At 66.5% G+C, this 26723-nt stretch carries 27 protein-coding genes; 13 read left to right on the forward strand and 14 right to left on the reverse strand.

All coding sequences use genetic code 11. The features are described from left to right. Positions 1–77 precede the first annotated feature (77 nt). A complete protein-coding gene (locus tag CSC74_RS07880; RefSeq protein WP_246193055.1) occupies positions 78–875 on the forward strand; it encodes a sulfite exporter TauE/SafE family protein in 798 nt (265 codons plus the stop codon). 82 nt (positions 876–957) lie between these two features. Here CSC74_RS07880 and CSC74_RS07885 read toward each other — a convergent pair whose 3' ends face one another. From CSC74_RS07885 to CSC74_RS07900, 4 genes are all read right to left on the reverse strand, one after another. Then, a complete protein-coding gene (locus CSC74_RS07885; protein ID WP_246193057.1) occupies positions 958–1725 on the reverse strand; it encodes an endonuclease/exonuclease/phosphatase family protein in 768 nt (255 codons plus the stop codon). 17 nt (positions 1726–1742) lie between these two features. Next, the gene (locus CSC74_RS07890) at positions 1743–2522 is read right to left on the reverse strand and encodes a thiol:disulfide interchange protein DsbA/DsbL (RefSeq protein WP_162313902.1); all 780 of its coding nucleotides are present in this window, start codon (positions 2520–2522) and stop codon (positions 1743–1745) included. A 95-nt stretch (positions 2523–2617) separates the two neighbouring features. Further along, positions 2618–3244 carry a thiol:disulfide interchange protein DsbA/DsbL gene (locus CSC74_RS07895; RefSeq protein WP_162313903.1) on the reverse strand — a complete coding sequence of 209 codons (627 nt, stop codon included), beginning with the start codon at positions 3242–3244 and terminating at the stop codon, positions 2618–2620. A 105-nt stretch (positions 3245–3349) separates the two neighbouring features. After that, a complete protein-coding gene (locus tag CSC74_RS07900; RefSeq protein ID WP_162313904.1) occupies positions 3350–4198 on the reverse strand; it encodes a c-type cytochrome in 849 nt (282 codons plus the stop codon). Positions 4199–4374: 176 nt separating this feature from the next. Between CSC74_RS07900 and yihA the strand changes: the two genes are divergently transcribed. Continuing rightward, positions 4375–4986: a ribosome biogenesis GTP-binding protein YihA/YsxC gene (yihA, locus tag CSC74_RS07905; protein ID WP_162313905.1), complete on the forward strand. Its 612-nt coding sequence runs from the start codon at positions 4375–4377 to the stop codon at positions 4984–4986. Positions 4987–5032: 46 nt separating this feature from the next. Next, positions 5033–6007, forward strand: a complete 975-nt coding sequence (locus CSC74_RS07910) for a polysaccharide deacetylase family protein (protein ID WP_162313906.1) — start codon at positions 5033–5035, stop codon at positions 6005–6007. A 24-nt stretch (positions 6008–6031) separates the two neighbouring features. Here the strand turns inward: CSC74_RS07910 and CSC74_RS07915 are convergent, their stop codons facing one another. Further along, positions 6032–6727: a VIT1/CCC1 transporter family protein gene (locus CSC74_RS07915; protein WP_211369581.1), complete on the reverse strand. Its 696-nt coding sequence runs from the start codon at positions 6725–6727 to the stop codon at positions 6032–6034. 191 nt (positions 6728–6918) lie between these two features. Between CSC74_RS07915 and CSC74_RS07920 the strand changes: the two genes are divergently transcribed. From CSC74_RS07920 to fghA, 5 genes are all read left to right on the forward strand, one after another. Further along, positions 6919–8283 carry a glutamate--cysteine ligase gene (locus CSC74_RS07920; RefSeq protein ID WP_162313907.1) on the forward strand — a complete coding sequence of 455 codons (1365 nt, stop codon included), beginning with the start codon at positions 6919–6921 and terminating at the stop codon, positions 8281–8283. 131 nt (positions 8284–8414) lie between these two features. After that, entirely contained in the window at positions 8415–8690 is a 276-nt protein-coding gene (gene frmR, locus CSC74_RS07925; RefSeq protein ID WP_162313908.1) for a formaldehyde-responsive transcriptional repressor FrmR, read from the forward strand. 15 nt (positions 8691–8705) lie between these two features. Further along, positions 8706–9815, forward strand: coding sequence for an S-(hydroxymethyl)glutathione dehydrogenase/class III alcohol dehydrogenase (locus CSC74_RS07930; protein ID WP_162313909.1), 1110 nt, complete (start codon positions 8706–8708; stop codon positions 9813–9815). Positions 9816–9883: 68 nt separating this feature from the next. Then, positions 9884–10459: an S-(hydroxymethyl)glutathione synthase gene (gfa, locus tag CSC74_RS07935; protein WP_162313910.1), complete on the forward strand. Its 576-nt coding sequence runs from the start codon at positions 9884–9886 to the stop codon at positions 10457–10459. 58 nt (positions 10460–10517) lie between these two features. Further along, positions 10518–11348 (forward strand): S-formylglutathione hydrolase, encoded by an 831-nt coding sequence (gene fghA, locus CSC74_RS07940; RefSeq protein ID WP_162313911.1) that lies wholly within the window; start codon positions 10518–10520, stop codon positions 11346–11348. Positions 11349–11425: 77 nt separating this feature from the next. Here the strand turns inward: fghA and CSC74_RS07945 are convergent, their stop codons facing one another. The 3 genes from CSC74_RS07945 to CSC74_RS07955 form a co-directional block, all read right to left on the reverse strand. Next, positions 11426–12103, reverse strand: a complete 678-nt coding sequence (locus CSC74_RS07945; protein WP_211369582.1) for a Dph6-related ATP pyrophosphatase — start codon at positions 12101–12103, stop codon at positions 11426–11428. A 27-nt stretch (positions 12104–12130) separates the two neighbouring features. Then, positions 12131–12475, reverse strand: a complete 345-nt coding sequence (locus CSC74_RS07950) for a hypothetical protein (protein WP_162313912.1) — start codon at positions 12473–12475, stop codon at positions 12131–12133. Positions 12476–12745: 270 nt separating this feature from the next. Then, on the reverse strand, positions 12746–13693 hold the full coding sequence (locus CSC74_RS07955; RefSeq protein ID WP_162313913.1) for a DegV family protein: 948 nt from the start codon (positions 13691–13693) through the stop codon (positions 12746–12748). A gap of 308 nt (positions 13694–14001) precedes the next feature. Between CSC74_RS07955 and CSC74_RS07960 the strand changes: the two genes are divergently transcribed. Further along, positions 14002–15642 (forward strand): sensor domain-containing diguanylate cyclase, encoded by a 1641-nt coding sequence (locus tag CSC74_RS07960; protein WP_162313914.1) that lies wholly within the window; start codon positions 14002–14004, stop codon positions 15640–15642. Between the two features lie 23 nt (positions 15643–15665). Here CSC74_RS07960 and CSC74_RS07965 read toward each other — a convergent pair whose 3' ends face one another. Beyond that, complete coding sequence (locus CSC74_RS07965) at positions 15666–16928, reverse strand: amidohydrolase family protein (protein WP_425501443.1); 1263 nt, start codon at positions 16926–16928, stop codon at positions 15666–15668. Between the two features lie 128 nt (positions 16929–17056). Next, positions 17057–18502, reverse strand: coding sequence for an amidohydrolase (locus CSC74_RS07970; RefSeq protein ID WP_162313916.1), 1446 nt, complete (start codon positions 18500–18502; stop codon positions 17057–17059). Between the two features lie 120 nt (positions 18503–18622). Here CSC74_RS07970 and CSC74_RS07975 point away from each other — a divergent pair, with 120 nt between their 5' ends. Then, complete coding sequence (locus CSC74_RS07975; RefSeq protein ID WP_162313917.1) at positions 18623–19399, forward strand: AMP nucleosidase; 777 nt, start codon at positions 18623–18625, stop codon at positions 19397–19399. A gap of 209 nt (positions 19400–19608) precedes the next feature. Further along, positions 19609–20145 carry a DUF924 family protein gene (locus CSC74_RS07980; protein ID WP_162313918.1) on the forward strand — a complete coding sequence of 179 codons (537 nt, stop codon included), beginning with the start codon at positions 19609–19611 and terminating at the stop codon, positions 20143–20145. Between the two features lie 335 nt (positions 20146–20480). Here CSC74_RS07980 and grxD read toward each other — a convergent pair whose 3' ends face one another. Further along, a complete protein-coding gene (grxD, locus tag CSC74_RS07985) occupies positions 20481–21410 on the reverse strand; it encodes a Grx4 family monothiol glutaredoxin (RefSeq protein WP_162313919.1) in 930 nt (309 codons plus the stop codon). Between the two features lie 58 nt (positions 21411–21468). Between grxD and CSC74_RS07990 the strand changes: the two genes are divergently transcribed. Continuing rightward, a complete protein-coding gene (locus CSC74_RS07990) occupies positions 21469–22263 on the forward strand; it encodes a polysaccharide deacetylase family protein (protein WP_162313920.1) in 795 nt (264 codons plus the stop codon). Between the two features lie 74 nt (positions 22264–22337). Here the strand turns inward: CSC74_RS07990 and CSC74_RS07995 are convergent, their stop codons facing one another. The 3 genes from CSC74_RS07995 to CSC74_RS08005 all read right to left on the reverse strand — a co-directional run bounded on the left by CSC74_RS07995 (position 22338) and on the right by CSC74_RS08005 (position 25096). Further along, positions 22338–23030: a methyltransferase domain-containing protein gene (locus CSC74_RS07995; protein ID WP_246193120.1), complete on the reverse strand. Its 693-nt coding sequence runs from the start codon at positions 23028–23030 to the stop codon at positions 22338–22340. Further along, the gene (locus CSC74_RS08000; protein WP_162313922.1) at positions 23027–23680 is read right to left on the reverse strand and encodes an SGNH/GDSL hydrolase family protein; all 654 of its coding nucleotides are present in this window, start codon (positions 23678–23680) and stop codon (positions 23027–23029) included. Before CSC74_RS08000 ends, CSC74_RS07995 begins: the two co-directional genes overlap by 4 nt. A gap of 120 nt (positions 23681–23800) precedes the next feature. Beyond that, on the reverse strand, positions 23801–25096 hold the full coding sequence (locus CSC74_RS08005; RefSeq protein ID WP_162313923.1) for an aminotransferase class I/II-fold pyridoxal phosphate-dependent enzyme: 1296 nt from the start codon (positions 25094–25096) through the stop codon (positions 23801–23803). A 187-nt stretch (positions 25097–25283) separates the two neighbouring features. On the opposite strand from CSC74_RS08005, the gene rsgA reads away from it, so the two are divergent. Beyond that, positions 25284–26378 carry a ribosome small subunit-dependent GTPase A gene (rsgA, locus tag CSC74_RS08010; RefSeq protein ID WP_162313924.1) on the forward strand — a complete coding sequence of 365 codons (1095 nt, stop codon included), beginning with the start codon at positions 25284–25286 and terminating at the stop codon, positions 26376–26378. Positions 26379–26723: the final 345 nt, after the last annotated feature.

Genomic DNA, 26723 nt, shown 5'->3' on the forward strand with positions numbered 1-26723 from the left:
TAAGGGAGGGCGGATGAATCGCGCTTTCTCGTGGCTGACCACGTTCCGCTTTCCATGCAGTACCCACAGGAGCGAACGTGTTCGAAGGAATCTGGATCTTCCCCTTGCTCGGCGTGGTTGCCGGGATCCTTGCCGGCCTGCTCGGCGTCGGCGGTGGCCTGGTGCTGGTCGGCGCGCTGGCGTGGTTGTTGCCCTTGTATGGCGTGCCGAAGGAAGCGGCGATGCATGCGGCCCTGGCCAGTTCCTTGGCCAGCATCGTGATGACCGCGGCCTCGTCCGCATATGCGCACCATCGACGTGGCGGTGTGCTGTGGCCGACAGTGGCGTGGATGGTGCCGGGGTTGCTGCTCGGGGGATGGCTGGGCAGCGGTATCGCGGTCAAGCTCGATGACCAGGTGTTGCGCTGGTTCGTCGCCCTTTACTGCCTGCTGGCTGCGGCGCAGCTGTTGTCCAGTAAAGCCCATCGAGCGCAAGCCGGGGTCGCCGCGACGGCGCCTTCGGGGTTGCCGATGACCGCGGCGGGTGTCGGTATCGGTGCCATGTCGGCGGTGGTCGGCATCGGCGGCGGCAGCATGACCGTGCCGCTGCTGGTCTGGCGCGGCATCGCTCCGGTGCGCGCGGTGGGCACTTCCAGCGCCTGCGGGGTGGCCATCGGCCTGGCCAGTGCGTTCGGCTATGCGCTGCACGCGCCTGCAGGCGCGTTGCCGCAGTACTCGATCGGCTACGTCTATCTGCCCGCCGCGATCGGCGTGGCTGCGGCCTCGATCCTGGCGGCCCCATACGGAACCCGCCTGGCGCACAGGTTGAGCGGCCAGGTATTGAAGCGGGTCTTCGCGATATTCCTGATCACGGTGGGAGTGACGTTGCTGCTGTAGGCGCGGAATACCGGGTATCCGGAGATCCAACAAGCGAAAAGGCCGGCATGGAGCCGGCCTTTTCGCTGGAACGCGCGCCTGTTTACTTCAACGCCGCCAGCGGCACGTCGATGCTCATCGCCAACGCCAGGTGATCGGAGAACGCCGCCGGGATCGCACGCGCATCGGCGAATGCGAGCTTCTCGCTGACCAGGATGTGGTCGATGGCGCGCTGCGGACGCCAGCTGGGGAAGGTCGGCACGCAGAACGCGGGTGGACGCAGGTAGGTGCGGTCGTACAGCAGCTCCATTTCCGGCCGATCGGGGACGCAGTTGAAATCGCCCATCAGCACCGCATGCGGATGCTCGGCCAGCAACTCGGCGATGAAGGCCAGTTGCGCGCGCCGCGAGGTCGAGCCCAGCGACAGGTGCGCCACCGCCACCACCAGGCCTTGGTCGCCGTCGCCGAACCTGGCCAGCAACACGCCGCGTCCGCCGATCCGGCCCGGCAGCGCGTGGTCGCTGACCTCCACCGGTTCCAGCCGGCTGAGCAGGCCGTTGGCGCTGGAAGCCACGCGTCCGACATTGCGGTTGGGCTGGTGGCTCCAGTAGTCGAAGCGTCCCTGTTCGGCCAGGTAATGGGTCTGGTTGGTGAAGCCGGAGCGCAAACTGCCCGGATCCGCTTCCTGCAGGCCGACGATGTCGTGCTCGCCGGCCATCTTCGCGATCGAGTCCAGGCTGCCGCGCTTGTTGCCGGTAGGCAACGCATGCGACCAGCTGCGGGTCACGTAGTCGCTGTAGCGACGCGTGCTGGAGCCGGCCTGGATGTTGGCGCTGAGCAGCTTGAGCCGGCGTGTATCCGAGGGAATCACGTGGGGATGCGCCCGGCTTACTTCGCCGCGCGCTCCTGGGCGATCAGCTGGTCGGCGATGCGCAGCATGTCGTCCCAGTTCCTGCCCTTGACCAGGTATTTGCCGTTCACGATCAGCGACGGCGTGCCGCTGATCTGGCTGCGGACCGCGAACTGCCTGGCCTTGTTGAGCTTGCCGTTGATCGCGAAGCTGTTCATGGCGTTGGTGAACTGTTCGGCGCTGACCCCGTACTGGGAATAGAAAGCGGCGATCGGTGCCGCGGTCGGCTTTTCGCCCTCGCCCGGCAGGGTGTTCTTGGCGTGGATCGCGTCATAAACGGCGTCGTGGGTCTTGTCCACCAGGCCCAGCGATTCGGCCGCGTAGAACGCATGCGCATACGGGATCCAGTCCGGGCCGAACTGCGCCGGCACGTAGGTCACGCGTACGTCCGCGGGCAGCTTGGCCTTCCAGGCGCGCACCGAGGACTGGAACGCGTTGCAGGCCGGGCAGACATAGCCGAACACCTCGACCACTTCGATCTTGCCGTCGAGCGGATCGAACGGCTGCCCGCCCTGGATCTCGACATAGTCCGTGCCGGGGACCAGCGCCGGGCCGGTGGGGGCGACAACCGGGTTGTTGTTGGCCGCAGCGGGCTCGGCGGCTGCTTCTTCGGCGGGCGTGGCCGCCGGTGCTTCCGCCACGACCGGTGCTTCGGCCGCGGGCGCGGTATCGGCGACCGGTGCGGCCGCTTCCTGCTTGCTGCAGGCGGCGAGGATCGGCAACAAGGCCATCAGCGTCAGCGCATAACGGGATTTCATGGTTCGGGCTCCAGGCATGGACATGGAAAGGGGAAGGCTGGCCGCACTATGCCGCCAGCGGGAAAGGATTCAAACCGACGCGATCACGAAGCGGGTCATTTGCGCGCGGCGCGCTCCCTGGCGACAAGGTAATCGGTGACGCGAAGGGTGTCGTCGAAGCTCCGCGCGGTCACCCGGTACTTGCCGTTGACCACGATCGTGGGGGTGCCTTCGATGCCGGCGGCCACGGCGAAATCCCTGGAGCGGTCCAGCAGCAACGCCGTGGCCGGGCTCTGCATGGCGGCGACGAAGGCCTTGGGATCGGCGCCGTAGTTCGCATAGAAGGCGGCGATTTCCTCGTCCGAGGCGTTCTGGATCGGCAGGCTGCCGGTTTCGTGCAGCGCCTTGAACATCGCCTCGTGGGTCTTGCCCAGCAGGCGCAGCCTGGCCGCGGCGTAATAGGCCCGCGCATACGGCATCCAGTAGCCGCCGAACGCCGCCGGCAGCGGGGTGAAGCGCACCGAGGACGGCTGTTTCTTCAGCCAGGCGCCGAGCACCGGCTGGAAATGCGCGCAATGGATGCAGGTGTAGCCGAACACCTCCACCACTTCGACCTTGCCATCGAGCGGCGCATACGGCTTGCCGCCGGGGATCTCCACGTAGTCGGTGCCGGCGACCGGTTCGGCGGCGTGGACGAACAGCGGCAACAACGTCAGCAGCAACAGGATGAAACGCGATTTCATCGGACTACTCCGGAAGGCGGAAGCGCAAAAAGAAACGCCGGCCATGATCGGGCCGGCGCAATGAACGAGAGCTGCGGAGTTCTGACCGCGCCGGGCCGATCAAGTTCACGACTGCTGGGGAGCGGGCTCGGCAGCAGGAGCGGGCGGTGCCGCCGGTGTCGTGGCCGGCGCAGCATGGGCTGCCGGAGCCGTGGCCGACGCGGCATCGTCGGCGCGGTCGTGCAGGCCCTGCAGGTAGGTCCCCAGGGCCTGGATTTCCTGGTCGGTCAGCGCGTGGGTCACCTGGGCCATGATGTTGAACAGGGCCGGATCCTTCTCGGTGCTGGTGCCGGTCCGGTATTCCTGCAGGCGGCGGGCCACGTAATCCTGGTGCTGGCCGCCGACATGCGGATAGGCCGGACCCGGGTTGCCGGCGCCGCTGGGGCCGTGGCAAGCCATGCAGGCCGGGATGCCGCGGGCGGCATCGCCGTTGCGGTACAGCTGCTGGCCCACTTCGTAGAACTTCATGCCCTTGTAGGCGCCGTCGGCGATCAGGCCGTCGTCGGCGAGGCCGGCGCCGGCCTTCTGGGTGGCGTAGTAGGCGCCGATGTCGCGCATGTCCTGCGGGGTCAGGCCCTGCACGAACGGGACCATGGCCACGGCCATGCCGCCGCGCTGGCCGCTGGCGATCAGGGCCATCTGGTGGGCGACGTAGCGCTCGCTCTGGCCGGCGATGCGCGGATATTGCGGATCGCTGGGATTGCCGTCGGCGCCATGGCAGGCGGCGCAGGCCGAGGCCTTGGCCTGGCCGGCGGTGGCATCGCCCCAGCTGGTCTTGGTCAGGTCGATCTCCAGCGGCGCGACCTGCACCGGCGCATTGTCCGGCAGCGGCGCGACCGTGGTCTGGGCGAAAGCAACCGCACCCACGACCGCGGTGGCCAGTCCGGCAAGTACCAAAACACGAGCGTGGCGCATGCTAAAGCTCCGTAAAACCTGAGAAATGCGGTGCCGTGTGGCGACCGCGAAACAGAGGAATTATCGTCGCGGCAGGCCTTGCCGGTCAATGAAAGCGGACATCCACCGCGTTTCCCGGTCCCCGGCGAGTCCCGGCCGGTCACGATTCCAGCCCCCCGGCATGCGATCCTAGTGCCATGTTCAATCCCCTAGAAAGAGCCAAATACGTGCTGGCGGCGCACCTTCCCGGCCAGCTTCCCGCGGACGTGGGCCACGAGGTCGCCTTCGCCGGGCGCTCCAACGCCGGCAAGTCCACCGCGCTGAACGCGCTGACCCGGCAGAACTCGCTGGCGCGCGTTTCCAAGACCCCCGGCCGCACCCAGCAGCTGGTGTTCTTCGAAGTGGAACAGGACAAATACCTGGTCGACCTGCCCGGTTACGGCTATGCCAAGGTCCCGCACGAACTGAAGGATCACTGGCAGGCCTTCCTGGACCGCTACTTCCGTACCCGCAATGCGCTCAAGGGGCTGGTCGTGGTCATGGACATCCGCCACCCGCTCAAGGAATACGACCGGCACATGCTGACCTATGCGGTCGAGCGCGGCATCCCGGCCCATGCGTTGCTGACCAAGGCCGACAAGCTCGGTCGCGGCCAGCAGGCCAACGCATTGCAGGCGGTGAAGAAGGAGTTGTTCAGCGCCTTCGGCGACACGGTCAGCGTGCAGGCCTTCTCCGGCGAGTCCAAGCAGGGCGTGGACGAGGCGCGCGCGGTGGTGAACGGGTGGCTGGGGTTCGGGCCGGCCGGATAATTCGATCCGCGGCTATTCCTTTGCCGTTTCCGGAGGGAGATCGCACATGCGGTTGCTCGCCTTGTTGTTCCCGCTCTGCCTGTGCCTGGCCGCACTCCCGGTACGGGCACTGGAGGCGCCCGACCGCCGCATTGCCGTCACCATCGACGATCTGCCGTGGGCGCGACTGGATGAAACAATGCCGACCGATCTGCAGGCGCGGCACGAGCGCCTGATCGCGGCGTTGAGGCGGGCCAACGTGCCCATCGTCGGCTTCGTCAACGAGAGCAAGCTGGAGATCGACGGCAAGGTGGACCCGACGCGCCTGGCGATGCTGGAAGACTGGCTCGACGCCGGCTATGAGCTGGGCAACCACACGTATTCGCATGCGGACATCAACATAGTGGGAGTACCCGCCTTCGAGCAGGAGATTGTCGACGGCGAGCGCCAACTGCGACCGTTGCTGGCCGAACGCGGGCAGGCGCCGCGCTGGTTCCGCCATCCTTACCTGCGCGCCGGCCGCACTGCCGGACAGAAGGCGGCCGTGGCCGCCTTTCTCGATACCCACGGCTATCGCATCGCGCCGGTGACCGTGGACAACGGCGAATGGGTGTGGGCGTTCGCTTACGCCAACGTGCTGGACTCGCAAGCCGCTTCGTCCGCGCGCGAAGCGCAGCTCGAGCGCCTGCGCTCGGGCTATGTGCCGTACATGCTCAACAAGCTGGATTACTACGAAGCGCAATCCATCCGGTTGCTGGGCTACGCGCTGCCGCAGGTCTGGCTGATGCATGCCAACGAACTCAATGCCGATTGCTTCGCGACGCTGGTGCGGGCCACGCATCGCCGCGGCTATCGCTTCGTCAGCCTGGAAGAAGCGCTGCGCGATCCTGCGTACGCGCATGCCGATGGCTACGAAGGTCGCTATGGCCCCAGTTGGCTGCACCGCTGGGCGATGGCGGAGAAGAAACCGAAGGCGTTCTATGCGGGCGAACCGGAAGTGCCCGGGTGGGTGCTGCGGTTGGCCAGGGTCGATTCCGAATAGGTTCCAGTGCCGCGTCGCTGCGCATCACACGCGCACGTCGAACAAGTTGCCGATCAGGTAGGCGGCCGCCATCGCCATTGCGCCCCAGAAGCCCACGCGCAAAGCGCCGCGCAGCAGCGGCGCCCCCCCGGCGTAGGCGGCCAGGGCACCGGACACGCACAGGCTGGCAAGGGTGACGCCGACGGTGATTGCAGTAACGTTTTCGATCGGCGCAAGCAGTACGGCGACGATCGGCACCGCGGCGCCCAGGGTGAAGGCCAGCGCGGAAGCGGCCGCCGCCTGCATGGGGCGTGCGCGCAGGGCGTCGGTGATGCCGAGCTCATCGCGCGCATGCGCCCCGAGCGCATCATGGGCCATCAATTGCTCGGCCACCTGCCGCGCCAGCGGCGGCGTCAGTCCACGGCGCACGTAGATGTGCGCGAGTTCGGCCAGCTCGGTATGCGGATCCTCGGCCAGCTCGCGCGTTTCCCGCTTAAGATCCGCTTTCTCCGCGTCGGCCTGCGACTGCACGGAAACGTATTCGCCCGCGGCCATCGACATGGCGCCCGCGACCAGCCCGGCCAGTCCGGTGGCGAGGAGAACGGCATGGCTGGCGCCGCTCGCCGCCACGCCCACCAGCAGGCCGGCGATCGAAACGATGCCGTCATTGGCGCCCAGCACCGAGGCGCGCAGCCAGCCGGCGCGGTTGGAACGATGGATTTCCTGGTGTCTGGCGCGCATGGGGATTCGCTCGAGACTCAATCGCCGCGTTCCAGCCGCACCCGCAAAGCGGGCTGCGCTACGGCATCGGCAGAACACAGAAGCGGCAGGACGGCAACGATCGGGCGCATCGGCTCAGGATATAGTGCTGGCCTTGCGATGTCAGGGCAGCGGCCCAACATTCCCCAGTCTCCGACGCAGAGCATCCGCCCTTGTCCAGTCCCAGCCATGTTGCGGGTACGCCGATCACCGACCGCAGCCAACTGGTCGACTACATCGCCTCGGGCGAGAAGCCGAAGTCCGAGTGGCGCATCGGCACCGAGCACGAGAAGTTCGGCTTCCGCCTCGACGATTTGCGTCCGCCCACCTTCGAAGGCGAGCGCGGCATCGAAGCGCTGCTGAAAGGACTGACCCGCTTCGGTTGGGAGCCGGTCGAAGAGCACGGCAAGGTCATCGCGCTGCTGCGCGACGGCGCCTCGGTCACCCTGGAGCCGGCCGGGCAGCTGGAACTTTCCGGCGGCATGCTGGAGAACATCCACCAGACCTGCAGTGAAGTCGGCACCCATCTGAAGGAAGTAAAGACCGTCGCCGACGAATTGCGGCTCGGCTTCCTCGGCATGGGTTTCCAGCCCAAGTGGACCCGCGACGAGATGCCGTGGATGCCCAAGGGCCGCTACCAGATCATGCGCAACTACATGCCCAAGGTCGGCAAGCTGGGCCTGGACATGATGAAACGCACCTGCACCGTGCAGGTCAACCTGGATTTCTCCAGCGAAGCGGACATGGTCAGGAAATTCCGCGTGTCGCTGGCATTGCAGCCGATCGCCACCGCGCTGTTCGCCGATTCGCCGTTCACCGAAGGCAAGCCCAACGGCTACCTCAGCTACCGCTCGCATATCTGGACCGATACCGATCCGGACCGTACCGGCATGCTCGACTTCGTGTTCGAGGAGGGTTTCGGTTACGAGCGCTACGTCGATTACCTGCTCGACGTGCCCATGTACTTCAGTTACCGCAATGGCGAGTACATCGATTGTTCGGGGCAGAGCTTCCGCGATTTCCTTGCCGGAAAACTGCCCGCGCTGCCCGGCGTATTGCCGACGATGACCGACTGGTCCGACCACATGACCACCGCGTTCCCGGAAGTGCGGATGAAGAAATTCCTGGAGATGCGCGGCGCCGATGGCGGCCCGTGGGGGCGGTTGTGCGCGCTGCCTGCGTTCTGGGTCGGCCTGCTCTACGACCAGGCTTCGCTGGATGCCGCATGGGACCTGGTCAAGGATTTCAGTCTGGAAGAACGCAACGCCTTGCGCGATGGCGTGCCGAAGCAGGCGTTGAAACTGCCGTTCCGCGGCGGCACCGCGCGCGACCTGGCCATGGCCGCGCTGAAGATTTCCGCGCAGGGGCTGCAGCGCCGCGCCGTGCTCAACAGCAAGGGCGCCGACGAATCCGGCTTCCTCGATCCGCTGATCGAATTTGCCGAAGCCAACGAAACCCCGGCCGAACGCAAGCTGGCGTTGTTCCATGGCGAATGGAAGGGCGACATCGACCGCGTGTTCCGCGAGTTCGCCTACTGAGGCGGCAACGGCGGGGCACTCCCTGCCATCGCGGCATTGCATCATTACCGGCACTGGTCGCCGCCTCGCGGCGACATCGCATTGGCTTTTGGCATATACTGCCCCCCAGTATCAAGCCGGGCCATCCGCCGATGCCGCATTCCCCCGCCGAAAAGAAGAAAGCCCTGTCCCGGGTGCGCCGCATCCAGGGCCAGATGCAGGCGCTGGAGCGGAAGCTCGAGGCCGGCGCGGACTGCGCGCCGGTGCTGCAGCAGCTCGCCGCGATCCGCGGCGCGGTCAACGGATTGATGTCGGAAGTGCTTGAAAGCCATTTGCGCGAGGAGTTCGAACACATCGACGCCGCGCCGAAGCAACGCCGGGCCAGCATCGACCATGCGGTCGCGCTGGTTCGTTCCTATCTCAAGTGACAAGAGGGTATTGCCATGAAATCACGCGCCGCCGTCGCCTTCGCCGCGGGCGAACCGCTGCAGATCGTCGAGATCGACGTCGCCCCGCCGCAGAAGGGCGAGGTGCTGGTGAAAATCACCCACACCGGCGTCTGCCACACCGATGCGTTCACCCTGTCGGGCGATGATCCGGAAGGCCTGTTCCCCGCCGTGCTCGGCCACGAAGGCGCAGGCATCGTGGTCGAGGTGGGCGCGGGCGTCACCAGCGTCAAGCCGGGCGACCACGTGATCCCGCTGTACACCGCCGAATGCGGCGAGTGCCTGTTCTGCATGAGCGGCAAGACCAACCTGTGCACTTCGGTGCGCGCCACGCAGGGCAAGGGTGTGATGCCGGACGGGACCACGCGCTTCTCCTACAACGGCCAACCGATCTACCACTACATGGGTTGTTCGACCTTCAGCGAGTACACCGTGGTCGCCGAAGTGTCGCTGGCCAAGATCAACCCGCAGGCGAACCCGGAACACGTGTGCCTGCTCGGCTGCGGCGTAACCACCGGCATCGGCGCCGTGCACAACACGGCCAAGGTGCAGGCAGGCGATTCGGTCGCGGTGTTCGGACTGGGCGGCATCGGCCTGGCGGTGATCCAGGGCGCGCGCCAGGCAAAGGCCGGCCGCGTCATCGCCATCGACACCAATCCGTCGAAGTTCGAATTGGCGCGGCAGTTCGGCGCCACCGATTGCGTCAATCCGAAGGACCACGACAAGCCGATCCAGCAGGTCGTCGTCGAGATGACCGGCTGGGGCGTGGACCATTCCTTCGAATGCATCGGCAACGTCAACGTGATGCGCGCGGCGCTGGAATGCGCGCATCGCGGCTGGGGCCAGTCGGTGATCATCGGCGTGGCCGGGGCCGGCCAGGAAATCTCCACCCGTCCGTTCCAACTGGTGACCGGGCGCAAGTGGATGGGCACCGCGTTCGGCGGGGTCAAGGGACGCAGCCAGTTGCCGGGCATGGTCGAGGACGCGATGAAGGGCGAAATCGAGCTCGCGCCGTTCGTCACCCACACCCTGCCGCTGGAGGGCATCAACGACGCCTTCGACCTGATGCATGAAGGCAAGTCGATCCGTACGGTGATCCACTACTGAGGATCGCCGCGCGCAGTGGGCAGCGCGGCCATTCCGCGTCGAACCGATCGTAGAACGGGAGCAAGCAGATGAGCACCATGTCGATACATCCGAGCGTGGACAATGGAGTGAAGAAGGGCATTCCCGGCTTCGCTGGCGGTACCCTGCAGTGCCGGTGCAGCAGCGACAAGATCGAGGTGAAGGTCAATAGTGACGTGGCGCACAACCATGTCTGCGGCTGCACCAAATGCTGGAAGCCGGAAGGCGCGGCGTTCTCGGTCGTCGGCGTGGTGCCGCGCGACAAACTCGGCGTGACCGCGCATGCGGAGAAGCTGTCGGTCGTCGACGAGAAGGCGGCGATCCAGCGCCACGCCTGCACTGCCTGCGGCACGCACATGTATGGCCGCATCGAGAATCGGGATCACCCCTTCCATGGCCTGGATTTCATCCACGTCGAGCTCTCGCCGCAGCAAGGCTGGGAAGAACCGCGGTTCGCTGCGTTCGTGTCCTCGATCATCGAGGGCGGCGGCGCGCGTCCGGAGCAGATGGACGGCGTGCGCGCGCGGCTGGCCGAACTGGGCCTGCCGCCCCACGACTGCCTGAACCCGACGCTGATGGATGCCATTGCCACCCATGTGGCGAAACGCAATGGCGTATTGGAATAATCCGACCGACGCGGCGACGTGCCGACCGGCACACCGCCGCAATCCTTGAAGGAACTCCATGGAACGCATCGAACACCGCGCCTGCTTCGGCGGTTGGCAGGACGTTTACCGGCACGACTCCCCCGTGCTCGGCTGTGCGATGAATTTCGCCATCTACCTGCCGCCGCAGGCCGAAACGCAGAAGCTGCCGGTGCTGTACTGGCTTTCCGGCCTGACCTGCACCGAACAGAACTTCATCACCAAGGCCGGCGCGCAGCGCTACGCCGTCGAACATGGCGTGATCCTGGTCGCGCCGGACACCAGTCCGCGCGGCGACGAGGTCGCCGATGCGGATGGCTATGACCTGGGCAAGGGGGCGGGTTTCTACGTCAATGCGACGCAGGCGCCGTGGTCGAAGCACTACCACATGTACGACTACGTGGCGTCGGAACTGCCCGCGCTGATCGAAGCGAATTTCCCGGCGTCCGATGCGCGCGCCATAAGCGGCCATTCGATGGGCGGGCACGGCGCATTGATCCTGGCCCTGAAGAATCCGGGACGCTACCGCAGCGTGTCGGCGTTCTCGCCCATCGTCGCGCCGTCGCAGGCGCCGTGGGGCCAGAAAGCATTCGCGGCGTACCTGGGCGGTGACCGGGAAGCCTGGAAGGCATGGGATGCGGCGGCGCTGGTCGCCGATGCGCAGGAGCGCCTGCCGCTGCTGATCGACCAGGGCGATGGCGATGAATTCCTGGCCGGGCAGTTGAAGCCAGAGCTGCTGCAGGCTGCGTGCGAGGCCGCCGGGCATCCGCTGCAGTTGCGCATGCAGCCCGGCTACGACCACAGCTACTACTTCATCGAAAGCTTCATCGGCGAGCATATCGCGCACCATGCGAATGCATTGAAAGCCTGACATGCCTGTAGGAGCGGGCCTTGCCCGCGATGCTCTTGCGTTGGTTACGGGAAAAGCATCGCGCCCTAGGGGCGCTCCTACAGGAGCTGGAAATCGGTGTAGGCGAAGCGCCCGTCGCGCAGCACGGTCTCGCCACGTTCGACCCTGATCGGGCGATCGAACATCGGCCCGGCGTGGACGCAGGTATGGAACTCGCCGTTTTCGCCGCAGGGATCGATGCCGACCGGCAAGGCGTCGAGCAGCGTGGTGTCGAAGTCGCGGCCGGCGAAGCCGGCGTCGAGTTGTTGCGTGTCCACGCAGCACAGCGCCGCGTGCAGGCCGCCGTCGATCATCTCGCGCGCGAGTCGCGCGGTGTCGCTGCCGAACAGGGGGAACAGCGGCTGCCAGCCGGCGCTCGCACATTTGCTTTCGCGATAGGCGCGGATGTCTTCCAGGAACAGGTCGCCGAAGGCGACGCTGCGCAGACCGGGCCAGCGCGCTCCGGCCTCGGCCAACGCCCGCGCCATCGCCGCTTCGTAGGCGACGTTGTCGCATTGCGCGGGGATCTCGGCCGCAAGCAGCGGCAGGCCCGCGGCGGCGGCCTGCGCGTCCAGCACCTCGCGGCGTATGCCCTGCATCGATGCGCGCTGGTATTCCGCGGTGATCGTGGTCAACAGCGCGACCACCTCGACTTCGCCGCGCTGCCGCAGCGCATGCAACGCCCAGGCCGCATCCTTGCCGCCGCTCCACGACAGCAGCGCCGGCGTGCGCATCATCGTAATGCCGTCATCCGCAGGACCGGGTCACGCCGTCGAGACATCGCGCAATTCCCAGGCATTGCCGGCGAGCAGGCGCAGGCGATGCTTGAGCACGCTGCCGGGAATCGTGGTCACGGCGATCAGGTCGATCTGCAGATTGTGCTGTTCGCCAGTCACCGTGGCGCCGGGATCGCATGCGCCCAGGCCGGGATCGACCGCGTCCGGATCGGACTGCGCCTGTTTCCAGCGCTGGAAGAAGCCGTCGTTGCGCAGTGCGTCCTGCAGTTGCGCGGCGAATTCCGCCGCGCCGTGAGCGCTGAAACTGAAAGCGGCGTCGCTGCCGCGCGCTTTCTCGGGATGCTTGAGGCTGATGTAGTAGCGGATCGGCATACGGTGGCTATCTTCGTTGGAGTCGCTGCCAGCCTAGCCGTCAGGCGTTAGCGATGCGTTAGGGGGCCTCTGAATAACCGGCTCTTTTGCGCCCATTGCACAAAGCAGGAAAGGCAGGGGCTTATGGACACGGATCAGAGCGGAAACCGCGGATAAAGCAACAGCTGTATCTGTCTTCTGCTGTATCTGCCTTTTCCGCTCTGATCCGTGTCCAAGAAAAGCTCTGGATAATCCGTTCTTTCGCGCTTCCGTGAGCCGTTCGAAAATTCCCTAGGAAACGCTGAAAGTGTGCGGCTCGGCGGCGAAGCCGACCACCACCGCGCCCTTGCCGACATTGACCATGCCGGTCAGGCTCATCACGCTCTCGAATACTTCCACGTTGTTGTTGGCGCAGATCTCGCGCAGGCGGTTGTAGCCGGGCAGAGCGCGCAGCTCGCCTAGTTCGCCGCCGTAGCTCAGGCATACGGTCGGCGTGAGCAGGCCGGCGATGACCCGGTTGCCGGCGAACTTGAACATCTGTTCCACCGCATTGTCGAAGCCCTTCAGCTTGGCTACCGGCTCGGTCTTGCCGGCATGACCGTGCAGCACCGGCTTGATGTCCAGCGCGCTGCCCAGCGCGGCGCTGAGCAGGCCGACGCTGCGGTCGCCCTTGGTCCGCGCCCGCGCGCGCAGGTAGTAGAGGTCGCGCGGGATCATGTAGCCGTGGGTGTTGGAGGCCAGGAATTCCAGCTTGGTGCGCATGTGCTGCACGTTGGCGCCGGCCGCGCGCATGCGCACCGCTTCCACCGCGGTGATGCCCTGCGCGGCGAACAGGGTCTGGGTGTCGATCACCCGCAGGGCGAACGGCGAGTTGTGGCCCGCGGCCTGGCGCACCGGCTTGTAGTCGTTGAGGATGGCGAAACTGGCCTGCATCGCGTTCTCGTGGATCGGGCTGCGGGTCTTGGTGATGGTCATGCAGTAGACGTGGTCGTAGTCGATGACCAGCTTGCTCAGGAACAGGTCGCGGATCTGGGCGACCGAGAACGGAATGGTCTCGGCTTCATGACCGCGCGCGGCCACGTGCGCGTGCAGGAAGCTCAGGGTGGCTTCCTCGTCCCGATGGTCGGCCAGGACGGCGTCGCCGATGCGCACGGTGATGGGCAGGACCACGATGTCGTTCTTCTGGATGAAGTCCTGCGGCAGGTCGCAGGCAGAATCCACCACTATTCCTATGCGCATGAAGCCCCTCCCGGCATGCATCGCAATCGAGCCCGGCAACGTAGCGCAAATCTGTTACCGGGTACGTTATAAATACGTGATACATAGCACACTATTGAATTCTGGCCGATTGTGATGGAACCGGAGAATCGCCTTGTGTCGTGGCAACCATTGAAGCCCATTCGGATCGCGCGGAATCCGAATGGAGCCGGCTTGCTGCAAGCGGGCTCTCAAAAAAGGTGCGATAAAAACTACATTACTGCAGGGATGGAGGCTTGTCATGAGCCCTCATCCACGCCGACACTGCAGTGGCGCAAGCAAGGGGCGAAATGATCAAGCGGTGGCTGCTGCTGGCAATGGTCGGATGCGCGCTGGCGCTATCGGCGGCCCATGCACAGCAAGGCGGCATCGTCCGCATCGATCCCCTGTCCGTCGCCGGCCAGACGGCTACCCAGACCGCCGGGATCTTCCACGAACGCGATTTCAAGGCCGACCCCACGGTCCCCACGGTGATCGGCAACGGCGCCTGGCGGCTGCAGCCGGCCGGTGGCCTGGAGCAGCCGCTGCTGCTGGTCTACCACCCTTACAGCGCCCGCGTCAGCGTGCGGCTCGCGCCCGATGCGATGCCGATCGTCCAAACCCTGTTCGATCGGGATCTGGATCCGCAGTATTCACGGCACGCGCTGGTGTTCCCGCTGTCCGGCGAGGGTCCGGTCGAGATCCGGGTGGAAGGCGCGCGTTATCCGCTGCAGGTCGCCGTGGTTCCGCGCGGCCGGCATATCGCCAACGACCTGGTCCAGGTGCGCATCCTGCAACTGGCGGTCGGGGTGCTGGTGGGGGTGTCGCTGACCGTGCTGCTGTTCTGGGCGATGCTGCGCGAACGCGTGTACCTGCTTTACTCCACGAGCATGGCCCTGCAGATGCTGTTCCTGCTGTGCTCCTATGGCGAGGCCTACGCGATACCGGGGTTGCGCTCGCTGGCGACCTTCGGCGCGCCCGGGATCTGGTTCCTGGCCACGGTTTCGACCATGGTCTCGGTGCTTTTGCTGCTCGACTACGCCGACCTGCGCACGCGCGTTCCGCGCCTGGGCCGGCTGATGCGCTGGCTCGGCATCTATCTGCCGGCGGTGCTCCTGCTGCTGCTGGTTGCGCCGTGGCCGGCAAGCAAGGAATGGTTTCCCAACGCCGGCAACCTGTTGTTCCTGTTGACCAACCTGCTGGCGATCGCCGCCCTGGCCCTGGCCTGGCGCGGTGGCGGGCGGCATGCCGGCTTCATCCTCATCGCCTGGGTGCCGCTGGTGTTCTTCAGCACCGCGCGCGCGGTGCAGCTGAGCCTCGGCATCGCGATCGAGCCCTGGCTGCAGTACGGCCTGCCGCTGGTGCTGGCCTTCGCCGCCGTGGTCCTGGCGCTGGGCCTGGCCGACCGCATGCTGACCTTCCGCCGCGAGCGCGACACCGCGCAGGAACATGCCGAACGCGACTGGCTGACCGGGGTGATGAACCGCGGCGGCATCGAGCACCGGCTGGACTGGGCGATCCTCAACACGCGCCGAGAACAGTTGCCGCTTTCGCTGTTGTTCCTAGACCTGGACGATTTCAAGCAGATCAACGACCGCCACGGCCACGCGGCCGGCGACAACTGCCTGTGCGCGGTGGTCAAGGCGATCAGCGCGGAACTGCACTACGGAGACCACCTCGGGCGCTTCGGCGGCGAGGAATTCGTGCTCGGCCTGCCCGGCGCGGACCTTGATCGGGCGATGGCCATGGCCGAACACCTGCGACGGGAAATAGAAGCCGAGTGCCGTATCGTGGAAGGCATCGAGGTCGCATTGACGGTGAGCATCGGCGTGGCCGAGTGCAACTCCGCGGACACGGTCGCCAGCCTTATCAAGCGCGCGGACAAGGCGATGTATGTCGCCAAGCATGGCGGCCGCAACCGGGTGGTGGTGCAGGAAGCGGCGACCGGCTGAGCGCCGGCCGCGCGTTTCACGGATCAGGGCATATACGCGCGCGGCAGGATGCCCGCCGCACGCAGGTAACGGTCGCGCAACTCGGTCTGCCGCGAGCGCATCGGGATGGTCTTTCCACCCAGCCACAACTGCGTGGCCACGTTGGCCACGTCCAGCGGATCGCCGGTCCACAGCGCCAGGTCGGCGAGCTTGCCCGGGGCGATGGTTCCCAGCTTGTCGCCCACGCCCAGCACCTGCGCGGGGATGCGCGTAAGCCCTTCCAGTCCGGCTTCCCACGGCAATCCATTGGCCACCGCATTGCCTGCGTACTGGCGGATCTTGCGCGCGTTGTGCGAAGCGTCGCCGAACTGGGCGAAGCTCACTTCCACGCCGGCCGCATGCAGGCGCGCCGCGTTTTCCAGGGTCGCGCCGATCTGGTCGAAATCGCCCGGCAGGTCGGCCAGCGCATCGACGAACACCGGCACCTTCGCCCGCGCGATCTCGGGGGCCAGCTTCCATGCCTCGATACCGCTGGCGATGGCGATGCGCACGTGTTCGCGCTGCGCCCAGCGCAACAGCTGGCGGATGTCGGCGGCGCGATTGACGTTGACCACGATGCGTCCGTTGCCGGCCAGGTAGCGCGCCAGCACCGCGCGCCCGGTCGGAGTCAGCAGGGCATGCGGCGAATCGGCGGCGATGCGCCCGCGCGCTTCGCCGACCAGCTGGTCGAGCAGCATCCATTGCGCCGCGCGCGAACTGCCGCTCAGGCCCAGCACGTCGTTGCCCAGCTTCAGGAACAGCACGCGCGGCCCGATCGGATCGGCGCCGCCATCCAGCCGCACCACGCCACCCTGTCCGGCGACGAAGGAGCCACCGGTATTCGCGCCCAGCAGGGTGAAGCCGAGGCCTTCAATGCGCGCGACCGGGACCAGCACCGAATCCGGGTTGTAGGCCAGGGTCACGTCGAACTCCGGACGCATCGGCTGGCCGTTGGCCAGGGTCACCGCGCTGTCCACGGTCTCGGCTTCGCCGGATACTTCCTCGATGCCGATCTCGGTGATACCGCCGAACAGGGCCGGGGTCAGCGGCTTGCCGTTGGCCTCGACCACGTCGATCGAAGCGGGCGCCGGCAGGTTCGCGCCCACCGCGCGGATCACGCCGCCCTGCACCAGCACGTCCGCGTTCTGCAGCGTGCCCTGCGCGCCGGCGGTGTGCACGGTGGCGTGGCGGATGAGGAGATCCTGCGCGGAGGTGGTCGTGGCAAAGAACATGCCGGTCGTCAGCAACGCTGCGCAAAACCTCGACATCGTCATTCCCGCGAAGGCGGGAATCGCTCTCCGGCCGGATTGCGAGGATGTTGCGCAACAGCGATTCCCGCCTTCGCGGGAATGACGGGCAAAACGGCAATGACGAGCCAAGAGATCGTGCAGCGCGCTCATTTGGCACCTCCGCTCATCACGTCCTGTCCCAGCATGAAATCCGAGACCGGTTGTCGCGTGCGATCGTTGCGGTCGTAGACACGCGCGCCATCGATATAGACCTGTTCTGCATGTGCGTACACGCTGAAGGGATCCCGGTTCCAGACCACCACGTCGGCCATCTTGCCGGCCTCCAGCGTGCCGGTGACGTTGTCGATGCCCATCGCCTTGGCCGGATTGCGGGTCAGCCAGCCGATCGCGCGTTCCGGTGGTATGTCGATGCCCGCCCGCTTCGCGTTGGCCATCACCTTCGCCGCCTCCTGGTTCAAGCGCTGGATCCCTTCCTCCGAATCCGAATGCACGATCGCGCAACTGTTGGCCGGCCGGTCGACCAGGGCGAGGTTTTCCTGGATGCCGTCGAAGGCTTCCATCTTGAAGCCCCACCAGTCCGCCCACAGCGCGCCGCACACGTTTTCCGCGGCCAGCCGGTCGGCGATCTTGTAGGCCTCCACGCCGTGGTGGAAGGCGGCGATCTTGAAGCCGAACTCCCTGGCCAGGTCAAGCATCGTCGCCATTTCGTCGGCGCGATAGCAGTGGATGTGCACGCGGATATCGCCATTGATCGCGCCGGCCAGCGTGTCCAGCTTCAGGTCGCGCTTGCCGCCGCTGTCGCCGGCACTGTCGGCCTTGTCGTCGCCGGAGGCGCGGCTCCACCAGCGTTTTTTCTTCGGCTGTTCCTGCTTGGGCTGGTTTTTCTTCAGATACTCGCTGGCATCGATGAAGGCCGCGCGATAGCCGGCGATATTGCCCATGCGCGTCGACGGTCCGCCTTTCTGGCCATAGACGCGCTTGGGGTTCTCGCCGCAGGCCATCTTCAGGCCCCACGGCGCGTCCGGGAATTTCATCCCCTGGTAGGTCGTGGCCGGCACGTTCTTCAGGGTCACGCCGCGGCCGCCGATCAGGTTGGCCGAGCCCGGCAGGATCTGCAGCGAGGTGATGCCGCCGGCCAGCGCGGCCTGGAAGCCGGGATCCTGCGGCCAGATCGAATGCTCGGCCCAGACGTTGGCGGTGACCGGCGCGGTGGCCTCGTTGCCGTCGCTGTGCGCCTTCATGCCGGGGCTCGGATAGACGCCCAGGTGCGAATGCACGTCGATCACGCCCGGGGTGACCCACTTGCCCCGGCCGTCGATGCGGATCGCATCGGCCGGCGCGGACAGGCCGCGGCCCACCGCCGCCACCTTGCCGTCCTGCAGCAACACATCGGCGTCGTCGAGGCGTTCGCCGGTGCCGGTCAGCACGGTCGCGTGTTCGATCAGCACCGGGCCCGAGGCGATCGTGCGGTAGGTGCTCGGGTAAGGATCCTGGGTGAAGCGGGACCTGGCTTCGGCCACTCCGGCTTGCAAGGAAACAAGGCCGAACGCGGCCAGCAGGGCCAGGCCCGTGCGGGTGGCAATGGAAGTCATGAGGGTTCCCCGGTGTTTGCGCCCCAACCTAACCGGCCCCGGCCGCATTGCCAAGTGCAGGAAGTTGGCTCGTGACACAATTGGGAAAACAAGAAGAACGAAGAACAAAGGAGAACCACGGTGAAAGACAAGACCGAGATCGTCGACAACTGGCTGCCGCGCTACACCGGCGTGCCCCTGGACCAGTTCGGCGAACACATCCTGCTGACCAACTTCGGCGGTTATCTCAACGCATTCTCGCAATTGACCGGCGCGCCCATCGTCGGCCTGGACCGGCCGATGGCCAGCGCGACCATCGACGGCATCACCATGATCAACTTCGGCATGGGCAGCCCGAACGCGGCGACGATGATGGACCTGCTCTCGGCGATCATGCCCAAGGCGGTGCTGTTCCTGGGCAAGTGCGGCGGCCTGAAGAAGAAGAACGAACTCGGCGACCTGGTGTTGCCGATCGCGGCGATCCGCGGCGAAGGCACCAGCAACGATTACCTGCTGCCGGAAGTGCCGGCGCTGCCCGCGTTCGCCCTGCAGCGCGCGGTTTCCACCATGATCCGCGACCTGGGCCACGACTACTGGACCGGCACCGTGTTCACCACCAACCGGCGGGTCTGGGAACACGACGTCGAGTTCAAGGAATATCTGCGCAAGCTGCGCTGCATGGCCATCGACATGGAAACCGCGACCATCTTCGCCGCCGGCTTCGCCAACCGCATCCCCTGCGGCGCGCTGCTGCTGGTCAGCGACCAGCCGATGATCCCGGAAGGGGTGAAGACCGAGGCGTCGGACAGCAAGGTCAGTTCGCAGTTCGTGGAAAACCACATCACCATCGGCATCGAGGCGCTGAAGCTGATCCGGCGCAACGGCAAGTCGGTGCGGCATTTGCGGTTTGACGAATGAGGCGGGATTGGGCTCTCTGTTTGTGGAGTTGTGGGAGGGGCTTCAGCCCCGGCGCTCCTGCGATGAAAGCGTCGGAGCTGAAGCCCCTCCCACAGCGTTCAATTTAATGTAGCCCGGGTAGAGCGCAGCGAAACCCGGAGCTCTTTGCTCGGATCATTCAAAATCCCGGGTTTCGCTGCGCTCTACCCGGGCTACGGAGAGCTATGCCGATGACACGCAATGAAGTAGTTGCTTTCTGGCGTGACGCCGGCGCAGCCCGATGGTTCGCGCGCGACGACGCTTTCGATGCGGAGTTCCGCCAGCGTTTCGAGGCGGAGCATTTCGCCGTGGCCCGCGGCGAATGCGAGGCGTGGATGGATTCGGCCGAAAGCGCGCTGGCGTTGCTGATCCTGCTGGACCAGTTCCCGCGCAACTGCTTCCGCGGCAGCGCGCATTCCTACGCCACCGATGGCCTGGCGCGGCACTACGCGCGCAGGGCGGTGGAGGCCGGGTTCGACCTCGAAACCGACAGTGGCCTGCGCCTGTTCTTCTACCTGCCGTTCGAGCATTCCGAATCGATCGCCGACCAGGATCGGTCGATGCAACTGTTCGGCGGGATCGGCGATGCGGAGCTGATGAAGTACGCGCAGCTGCACCACGACCTGATCCAGCGCTTCGGCCGTTTCCCGCATCGCAATGCGGCGTTGGGGCGCGAATCGACGCGGGAGGAAATCGATTATCTGGCCAGCGGTGGGTTCAGCGGCTGACCGAACCGCGTAGGAGCGGGCCTTGCCCGCGATGCTCTTGCGATCCGACCGAAAGGCATCGCGCCCAAGGGGCGCTCCTACGGAGCCCGCGTAGGAGCGGGCCTTGCCCACGATGCTCTTGCGCGATCCGACCGAAGGGCATCGCGCCCAAGGGGCGCTCCTACGGAGCCCAGGTAGGAGCGGGCCTTGCCCGCGATGCTCTTGCGCGATCCGACCGAAGGGCATCGCGCCCAAGGGGCGCTCCTACGGAGCCCAGGTAGGAGCGGGCCTTGCCCGCGATGCTCTTGCGATCCGACCGAAAGGCATCGCGCCCAAGGGGCGCTCCTACGAGAGGATCAATATTTGACGAGGTCCGAACCGGCTTCATCGGCCCAGGCATTGGTCCCGCCGACGATGTTGTAGACGTCCTTGAAGCCGAGCGCGCGGAATTCCTCGGCGGCCTGCTGGCTGCGGCCGCCGCTGCGGCAGAGGAAGGCGATGGCGGTGTCCTTCGGCAGCGCTTCGAGTTCGGCGCGGCCATTGCCGTCGAAGGTCTTGAACGGCAGCTTCACCGACGCGACCGCGCGTTCTTCGGCGGGACGCACGTCCACCAGCAGCACTTCGCCGGCCGCTACGCGGACATCGGCTTCCGCCGGCGACAGCGTCTGCACCGGTTTCGGTGCGTTGGGGTTGTCGATGGCCAGGCCCTTGCCGCGGATGTCGTCGACCCAGTCGATGGTGACGCCCTCGGCGCGGCGCGCGCTGGCCAGGTCGAACTGGATGCGCACGCCGTTGGATTCGGCGGCGATGGCATTGGCGTCGAACTGCGCCAGCTGGAAATTCGGCTGGAACTGCGCATTGATCGACAGCGACAAGGCGCTGCCGGGGCCCGCATCGGCTGCCGCGTTGGCCAGCATTTCGGCGGCCGCCGGGGTGACGGTGATCTTCGGCGGGGTGCGGTCCGGGGCGGCGACGCCGAGTACCGAGGCCAGTTCGCCGGAGTTGCTCATCTGTTCGATGATGTCGCTGCCGCCGACCAGTTCGCCGTCGATGTACAGCTGCGGGATGGTCGGCCAGTCGCCGTAGGCCTTGATGCCTTCGCGGATGTCCTGGTCGGCCAGCACGTTGACGTGCGCATAATCGACGCCCAGCGCGGACAGCGCGCCCACCGCCTTGGCTGAGAAGCCGCATTGCGGCATGGTCGGCTGGCCCTTCATGAACAGCACGACGCGGTTGGAGTGCAACAGGGATTCGATGCGGGAACGCAGTGCGGGGTCGAGGGACATCAGGATTTACCGATTCGCGGGGAATGGTTCATTTTACGCCGCGTGGCATGATTGCGGCATGACCCTGCCGGAAACACTGAGTCGCACGCTGCATCGCGTCCCGCGCCATCCGCATGCGTGGATCTGGCTGGCGCTGGCCCTGCACCTCGGGGCGGTCGTGGTCTGGTGGCGATGGGGTTGGATGCCTGGACTGGCGTGCCTGTTCGCGACCCACCTGCTGTTCCTGTGGGGAACGATGCGGCCGCAGTCGCGGTTGTTCGGTCCCGTACTCAACCGGCTGCCGATCGCGCAGAACGCGGTCTGGCTGACGGTGGACGACGGACCGTCGCACGAAACCGAAGCCTTGCTGGATCTGCTGGACCGGCATGAAGCCAGGGCGACCTTCTTCCTGGTCGCCGACCGCGCCGCGGCGCGTCCCGGGCTTGCACGCGAGATCCTGCGTCGCGGCCACGGCATCGGCAATCACAGCCGGTCGCACCCGCAGGCCTGGTTCTGGGCGCTGGGTCCGCGCCGCATGGCCGCCGAAATCGACCGGTCCCAGGCGATCCTGCACGACCTCACCGGCCAGGCGCCGCGCTGGTTCCGCGCGGTGGTGGGCATGGCCAACCCCTTCGTTTCCGCACCGTTGAAGAAGAACGGGCTGGCGCGGGTGGCGTGGAGCGCACGCGGCTTCGACGGCGTGCGTGGCGAACCCGGGAAAGTGGTGTCGCGCATCGTCGGCCAGCTGCAGCCGGGAGCGATCGTGCTGCTGCACGAAGGCGCGCCGCACGGCAACAACCTGGCGATCATCGAAGGCGTGCTGGAGGCGATGCGCGAACGCGGTTACCGCGCGATCCTGCCGGAGCATCTGTAGGAGCGGGCCTTGCCCGCGATGCCTTTCGGTCGGGCCGCAGAAGAGCGGAAGAGCATCGCGGGCAAGGCCCGCTCCTACAGGGTGGCCACGATCAGCCAGTTGTTGAATGGGGGGTTGCCGTACAGCGGCGAGAACGTGGTCCGCAGGCCGGCTTCGGCAAGCCGGGTCCGCATCGCGTCGATGTCGGGGTAGCACCGCGGCCGCGACTGCATCCAGCCGATCAGGTTCGCCAGCCGGTCGGCGACGCGGCTGGTCCGTCCGCGCCGGCTGGCGTCGCCGAGCGTGGTGCGGATCACCAGCCGTGCGCCGGGGGTGAGCATGGCGATCGCTTCGTCGATCAATGTCCACTGCGTGGAAGCCTCCAGGTACTGGAGCACGTCGAGGATCGCCACGCTGCCCTGGTGGGGCGACGGACCTCCGGTCAGGTCGACCACCTCGAAGCGGGTGTCGGCAAGAGCGCTCCGGTCCGCCACTTTCCGCGCCCGCCCGATCTTGGCCGCATCGTTGTCCACGCCGCGATAGGCCATCGCCTGCCCGTCGAGCCGCAGCGCATGCGCCAGCAGGCCCAGCCCGCAACCGAGGTCGAGCAGCGGCGCCTGGCTGCCGCGCAGCGCCTGCAGCACGCCCGGATACAGCGGGTCGCTGCCCAGCTTGGTGCGGGTGTAGTAATAGTCCCAGCGATTGCCCAGCGGATGCGCGGGCAGGAATGCACTGGCGATGCGCGTCGCCGTGGCGCGATCGAAGGGACGGGTGGACGAGGCGTTCAACGCGGCGCCAACAGGGTCCGCGCCCACGGCAGCGCCAGCCGCGTCCATTCCGCATACATCGTCGAAGAAGGATGCAGGCCGTCTTCGACCAGCATCCGCGGTTCGGCGCCGCGCGCGCGGCTGACTGCGGTGATGTCGATGAACACGATCCCGCGCTGCACGCAGGCCTCCTGCGCGGCACGGTTGCAGGCATCGATCTCGCTGGCGATGCGCGCCGCGCTGCGCAGCTCGCGTTTTGCGAAAGGGGTGACGCCCCAATCCGGAATCGACAGCACCAGCACGCGCTCGCGCCGGCCTTGCGCGAAACCGATCGCACGTTCGAGCAAGGCGGAGAATTGGGCGCGGTATTCGTCCACGCCAAGGCCGCGGTACTGGTTGTTGACCCCGATCAGCAGGCTGACCAGGTCGTATTCGGCCAGCGGATGCGCCGCGTCGATCGCCGCATCCAGTTCGCCGGTGGTCCAACCGGTCTGGGCGATGATCTTCGGATCCGCCACCGGAATGCCATCCGCACGCAGCGCATTGGCGAGCTGCATGGGCCAGCGGCCGGATTCCGGCACGCCTTCGCCGATGGTGTAGGAATCGCCGAGGGCGAGGTAGCGCAGTTCGGTTGGTTTGCCGATGGGCGGAGCAAGGAAGGTTTCAGTCATATCGCCCGTCATCCCAGCGAAAGCTGGGATCCATTTTGCTCTTGCTGTTCGCTACATTCGAGCGGAGCAAAGTCAAAGTCAAAATGGATCCCAGCTTTCGCTGGGATGACGGCAAGGGAGTCACGCCGCTGCGGGCCGCGACTTGGCCTTGATCGGCACCACTTTCGTCACCGCCTCCGCGCGCCGCGCCAGCACCCGGTCGATGCGCGAGAACACCTCGCGCATCACCTCAGCTTCCGGCAGCAGGGTCACGCGGAAGTGGTTGCGGTAGGGCACGTTGAAGCTGGAGCCCGGCACCACCAGCACGCCTTCGCTTTCCATCAGTTCCAGGGCGAAGTCGTGGTCGTCGAAGCCCTTCGCCGCATCACCAATCACCGCCGGGAACGCGTACAGCGCGCCGGCCGGCGCGACCAGTTCCAGGTGCTCGCTGGCCGCGCAGGCCTCGATCACCGCGCGGCGGGTTTCGTACAGGCGTCCGCCCGGCGCGCACAGCGGCGAAATCGTGTCCGGGCCATTGACCGCCGCATCCACCGCGTACTGGCCGGGCACGTTGGCGCACAGACGCAGCGCGCCGAGCAGGTCCATGGCGTGGTGGAAGTTGCCGACCGCCTCGCCATCGCCGGACAGCAGCGCCCAGCCGATGCGCCAGCCGCAGGCGCGGTGGACCTTGCTCAGGCCGCTGAAGGTCAGACAAGGCACGTCGCCGGCCAGCGGCGCGAGCGGTTCGAACCTGGCGTCGTCGTAAAGCACCTGGTCGTAGATCTCGTCGACCAGCAACAGCAACCGGTGCTTGGCGGCGATCGCGACGATGCGTTCGAGCAAGGCGCGCGGATAGGTCGCGCCGGTCGGATTGTTGGGATTGATCAGGACGATGGCGCGGGTGCGCGAGGACACCAGGGTCTCGATCTCGGCAGGGTCGGGCAGGAAGCCGTTGTCCGCATCGCAGCGGTAATACACCGGGCGGCCATCGTTGAGGATGGTCGCGGCCGACCACAGCGGATAGTCGGGCGAAGGCACCAGTACTTCGTCGCCGGGATTGAGCAGCGCGCGCAGCGACAGGTCGATCAGCTCGCTGACGCCATTGCCGACGAACACGCGGTCCGGATGCGCGTTGGGCATGCCGCGGCGCGCATAGGCGGCGGCGATGGCTTCGCGCGCGGCCGGCAGGCCCTGCTGATGGGTGTAGGGATCGGTGCGGTCGATGTCGCCGGTGATCGCGTGCTGCAAGTGCTCGGGGGCGCGGAAACCGAAGGCGCCAGGGTTGCCGATGTTCAACTTGATCAGCTTGCGGCCCTGGGCTTCCAGGTCGCGGGCGCGCCGGGCCAGTTCACCGCGGATCTCGTAGCGGACCTCGGACAGGCGCTCGCGGGTGGCCAGGGGGCTGTTACCCGGGGTTTTGATCGGTGGGGTGGACATCGGCGCGGTCTGGCGGCGGAAAGAACGAAATCTTAGCGGAAATACCGCGAATCGCGGTGAATTCCCAATCTCCCGGAGCGTGGGAGCGGCGTCCCCGCCGCGAGCTCTTGCTTTTGAGCATCCAGACAAGGCAAAAGCTCGCGGCGGGGACGCCGCTCCCACGGCGCTTCCGCCTCTAGAATGGGTCATGCCCGCCACTCCCCTCGATTTCCCGACCCTGCGCCTGATCGGCTGGCCTTACGCCGGCCTGCCCGAAGACCCGGCCTGGGCCGAGGCTTTCGCCGCCCATCCCAAGGCCAGGCCCGCCCGGGTCAGCGAACAGCACCGCTCCGGCTATGTGGTCGCAGACGGCCCGGAAGCGGCGCTCAAGGCCGAGTCCCTGCCCGAATGGCAGAAGCCGCGTTTCCCGTCGCACGAACGCGCCGCGGTCGGCGACTGGGTGCTGCTGGAAGGCAATAAGATCGTCGCCCTGCTGCCGCGGCACACTTCGATCAAGCGCGGCGCCGCTGGCGAGCACTACCACCAGCAGGTGATCGCGGCCAATGTCGATACCGTTTTCATCGTCTGCGGGCTGGACGACGACTTCAATCCGCGCCGGATCGAACGTTACCTGATGCTGGTCGGTGGCGGCGGCGCCGAACCCGTCGTGGTGCTGACCAAGGCCGACCAGACCGAGTACGCGCCCGATGCGGTCGAGACCCTGGCCGAACTCGCCGCGCAGGACATCACCGTGTGCGCGGTCAACGCCAAGGACCCGGCCAGCGTGGCCTCGCTGCATGGCTGGCTGGGCGCAGGCAGGACCGCGGTGCTGGTCGGTTCCTCGGGCGCGGGCAAGTCGACGCTGACCAACACGCTGCTGGGCACCGACAGGATGAAGACCGCGGCGGTGCGCGAGAACGATTCGCGCGGGCGCCACACCACTACCCATCGCGCATTGATCCCGCTGCCGTCGGGCGCATGCCTGATCGATACGCCGGGCATGCGCGAGTTGAAGCCGACCGGCGAGGAAGAACTGGCGGAAAGCGGCTTCGCCGATATCGAAGCGTTGGCCGAACAGTGCAAGTTCCGCGACTGTTCGCACCAGACCGAGCCGGGTTGCGCGGTGCGGGCGGCGATCGAGGCGGGCGCTATCGACGAGGAACGCTTCATCAATTATCTGAAGCTGCGCGACGAAGTTGTGGCAGCGGCGGAAAAGCTGGCGGTGCGGCTGGCGCAGGCCAATACCAAGACGGGTGGGCGACCGACGGCGAAGCGGTCGGATGACAAGTATGGGCGGCATTGAGAGCGGAAATCCCCTCTTGATCTTGCTCCTGGCCTCCTCCCTTGCGCGTAGCGCAGGGGAGGATTGAGGAGGGGTGCTTTTGATCTTGGCTCTTGCTCTTATGAAGAAGCGAAAAAGCGTTTCGCGCTGACGCGCGAGTCACTTTCTTTGCTTGTGCAAAGAAAGTAACCAAAGAAAGCACACCCTACGGTGCGCCCGGCGATGAAACCGCCGGGTCCGCAAGCGGGCCGGGAATTTCCGTAAGACACATCCTGTGTCTACGGAAACGGCGCACATCCATGTGCGCCGCCCTTCGGGTTTGCCCGTCCCGCTTGCCGCACCTCACGGGGCAATGGAAAAAGCAGG

Source organism: Pseudoxanthomonas yeongjuensis (assembly GCF_010093345.1).
Lineage (GTDB): Bacteria > Pseudomonadota > Gammaproteobacteria > Xanthomonadales > Xanthomonadaceae > Pseudoxanthomonas_A > Pseudoxanthomonas_A yeongjuensis.

Excerpts from the sequence above, each read along its gene's own strand:
- fghA (WP_162313911.1), top strand. The coding sequence starts at position 10,518 with ATGGAACGCATCGAACACCGCGCCTGCTTCGGCGGTTGGCAGGACGTT.
- CSC74_RS07890 (WP_162313902.1), bottom strand. The coding sequence starts at position 2,522 with ATGAAATCCCGTTATGCGCTGACGCTGATGGCCTTGTTGCCGATCCTC.
- CSC74_RS07930 (WP_162313909.1), top strand. The coding sequence starts at position 8,706 with ATGAAATCACGCGCCGCCGTCGCCTTCGCCGCGGGCGAACCGCTGCAG.
- CSC74_RS07900 (WP_162313904.1), bottom strand. The coding sequence starts at position 4,198 with ATGCGCCACGCTCGTGTTTTGGTACTTGCCGGACTGGCCACCGCGGTC.
- CSC74_RS08005 (WP_162313923.1), bottom strand. The coding sequence starts at position 25,096 with ATGTCCACCCCACCGATCAAAACCCCGGGTAACAGCCCCCTGGCCACC.
- CSC74_RS07915 (WP_211369581.1), bottom strand. The coding sequence starts at position 6,727 with ATGCGCGCCAGACACCAGGAAATCCATCGTTCCAACCGCGCCGGCTGG.
- yihA (WP_162313905.1), top strand. The coding sequence starts at position 4,375 with ATGTTCAATCCCCTAGAAAGAGCCAAATACGTGCTGGCGGCGCACCTT.
- rsgA (WP_162313924.1), top strand. The coding sequence starts at position 25,284 with ATGCCCGCCACTCCCCTCGATTTCCCGACCCTGCGCCTGATCGGCTGG.
- CSC74_RS07895 (WP_162313903.1), bottom strand. The coding sequence starts at position 3,244 with ATGAAATCGCGTTTCATCCTGTTGCTGCTGACGTTGTTGCCGCTGTTC.
- CSC74_RS08000 (WP_162313922.1), bottom strand. The coding sequence starts at position 23,680 with ATGACTGAAACCTTCCTTGCTCCGCCCATCGGCAAACCAACCGAACTG.
- CSC74_RS07955 (WP_162313913.1), bottom strand. The coding sequence starts at position 13,693 with ATGCGCATAGGAATAGTGGTGGATTCTGCCTGCGACCTGCCGCAGGAC.
- grxD (WP_162313919.1), bottom strand. The coding sequence starts at position 21,410 with ATGTCCCTCGACCCCGCACTGCGTTCCCGCATCGAATCCCTGTTGCAC.
- CSC74_RS07965 (WP_425501443.1), bottom strand. The coding sequence starts at position 16,928 with ATGTCGAGGTTTTGCGCAGCGTTGCTGACGACCGGCATGTTCTTTGCC.
- gfa (WP_162313910.1), top strand. The coding sequence starts at position 9,884 with ATGAGCACCATGTCGATACATCCGAGCGTGGACAATGGAGTGAAGAAG.
- frmR (WP_162313908.1), top strand. The coding sequence starts at position 8,415 with ATGCCGCATTCCCCCGCCGAAAAGAAGAAAGCCCTGTCCCGGGTGCGC.
- CSC74_RS07980 (WP_162313918.1), top strand. The coding sequence starts at position 19,609 with ATGACACGCAATGAAGTAGTTGCTTTCTGGCGTGACGCCGGCGCAGCC.
- CSC74_RS07970 (WP_162313916.1), bottom strand. The coding sequence starts at position 18,502 with ATGACTTCCATTGCCACCCGCACGGGCCTGGCCCTGCTGGCCGCGTTC.
- CSC74_RS07960 (WP_162313914.1), top strand. The coding sequence starts at position 14,002 with ATGATCAAGCGGTGGCTGCTGCTGGCAATGGTCGGATGCGCGCTGGCG.
- CSC74_RS07990 (WP_162313920.1), top strand. The coding sequence starts at position 21,469 with ATGACCCTGCCGGAAACACTGAGTCGCACGCTGCATCGCGTCCCGCGC.
- CSC74_RS07950 (WP_162313912.1), bottom strand. The coding sequence starts at position 12,475 with ATGCCGATCCGCTACTACATCAGCCTCAAGCATCCCGAGAAAGCGCGC.
- CSC74_RS07945 (WP_211369582.1), bottom strand. The coding sequence starts at position 12,103 with ATGATGCGCACGCCGGCGCTGCTGTCGTGGAGCGGCGGCAAGGATGCG.
- CSC74_RS07910 (WP_162313906.1), top strand. The coding sequence starts at position 5,033 with ATGCGGTTGCTCGCCTTGTTGTTCCCGCTCTGCCTGTGCCTGGCCGCA.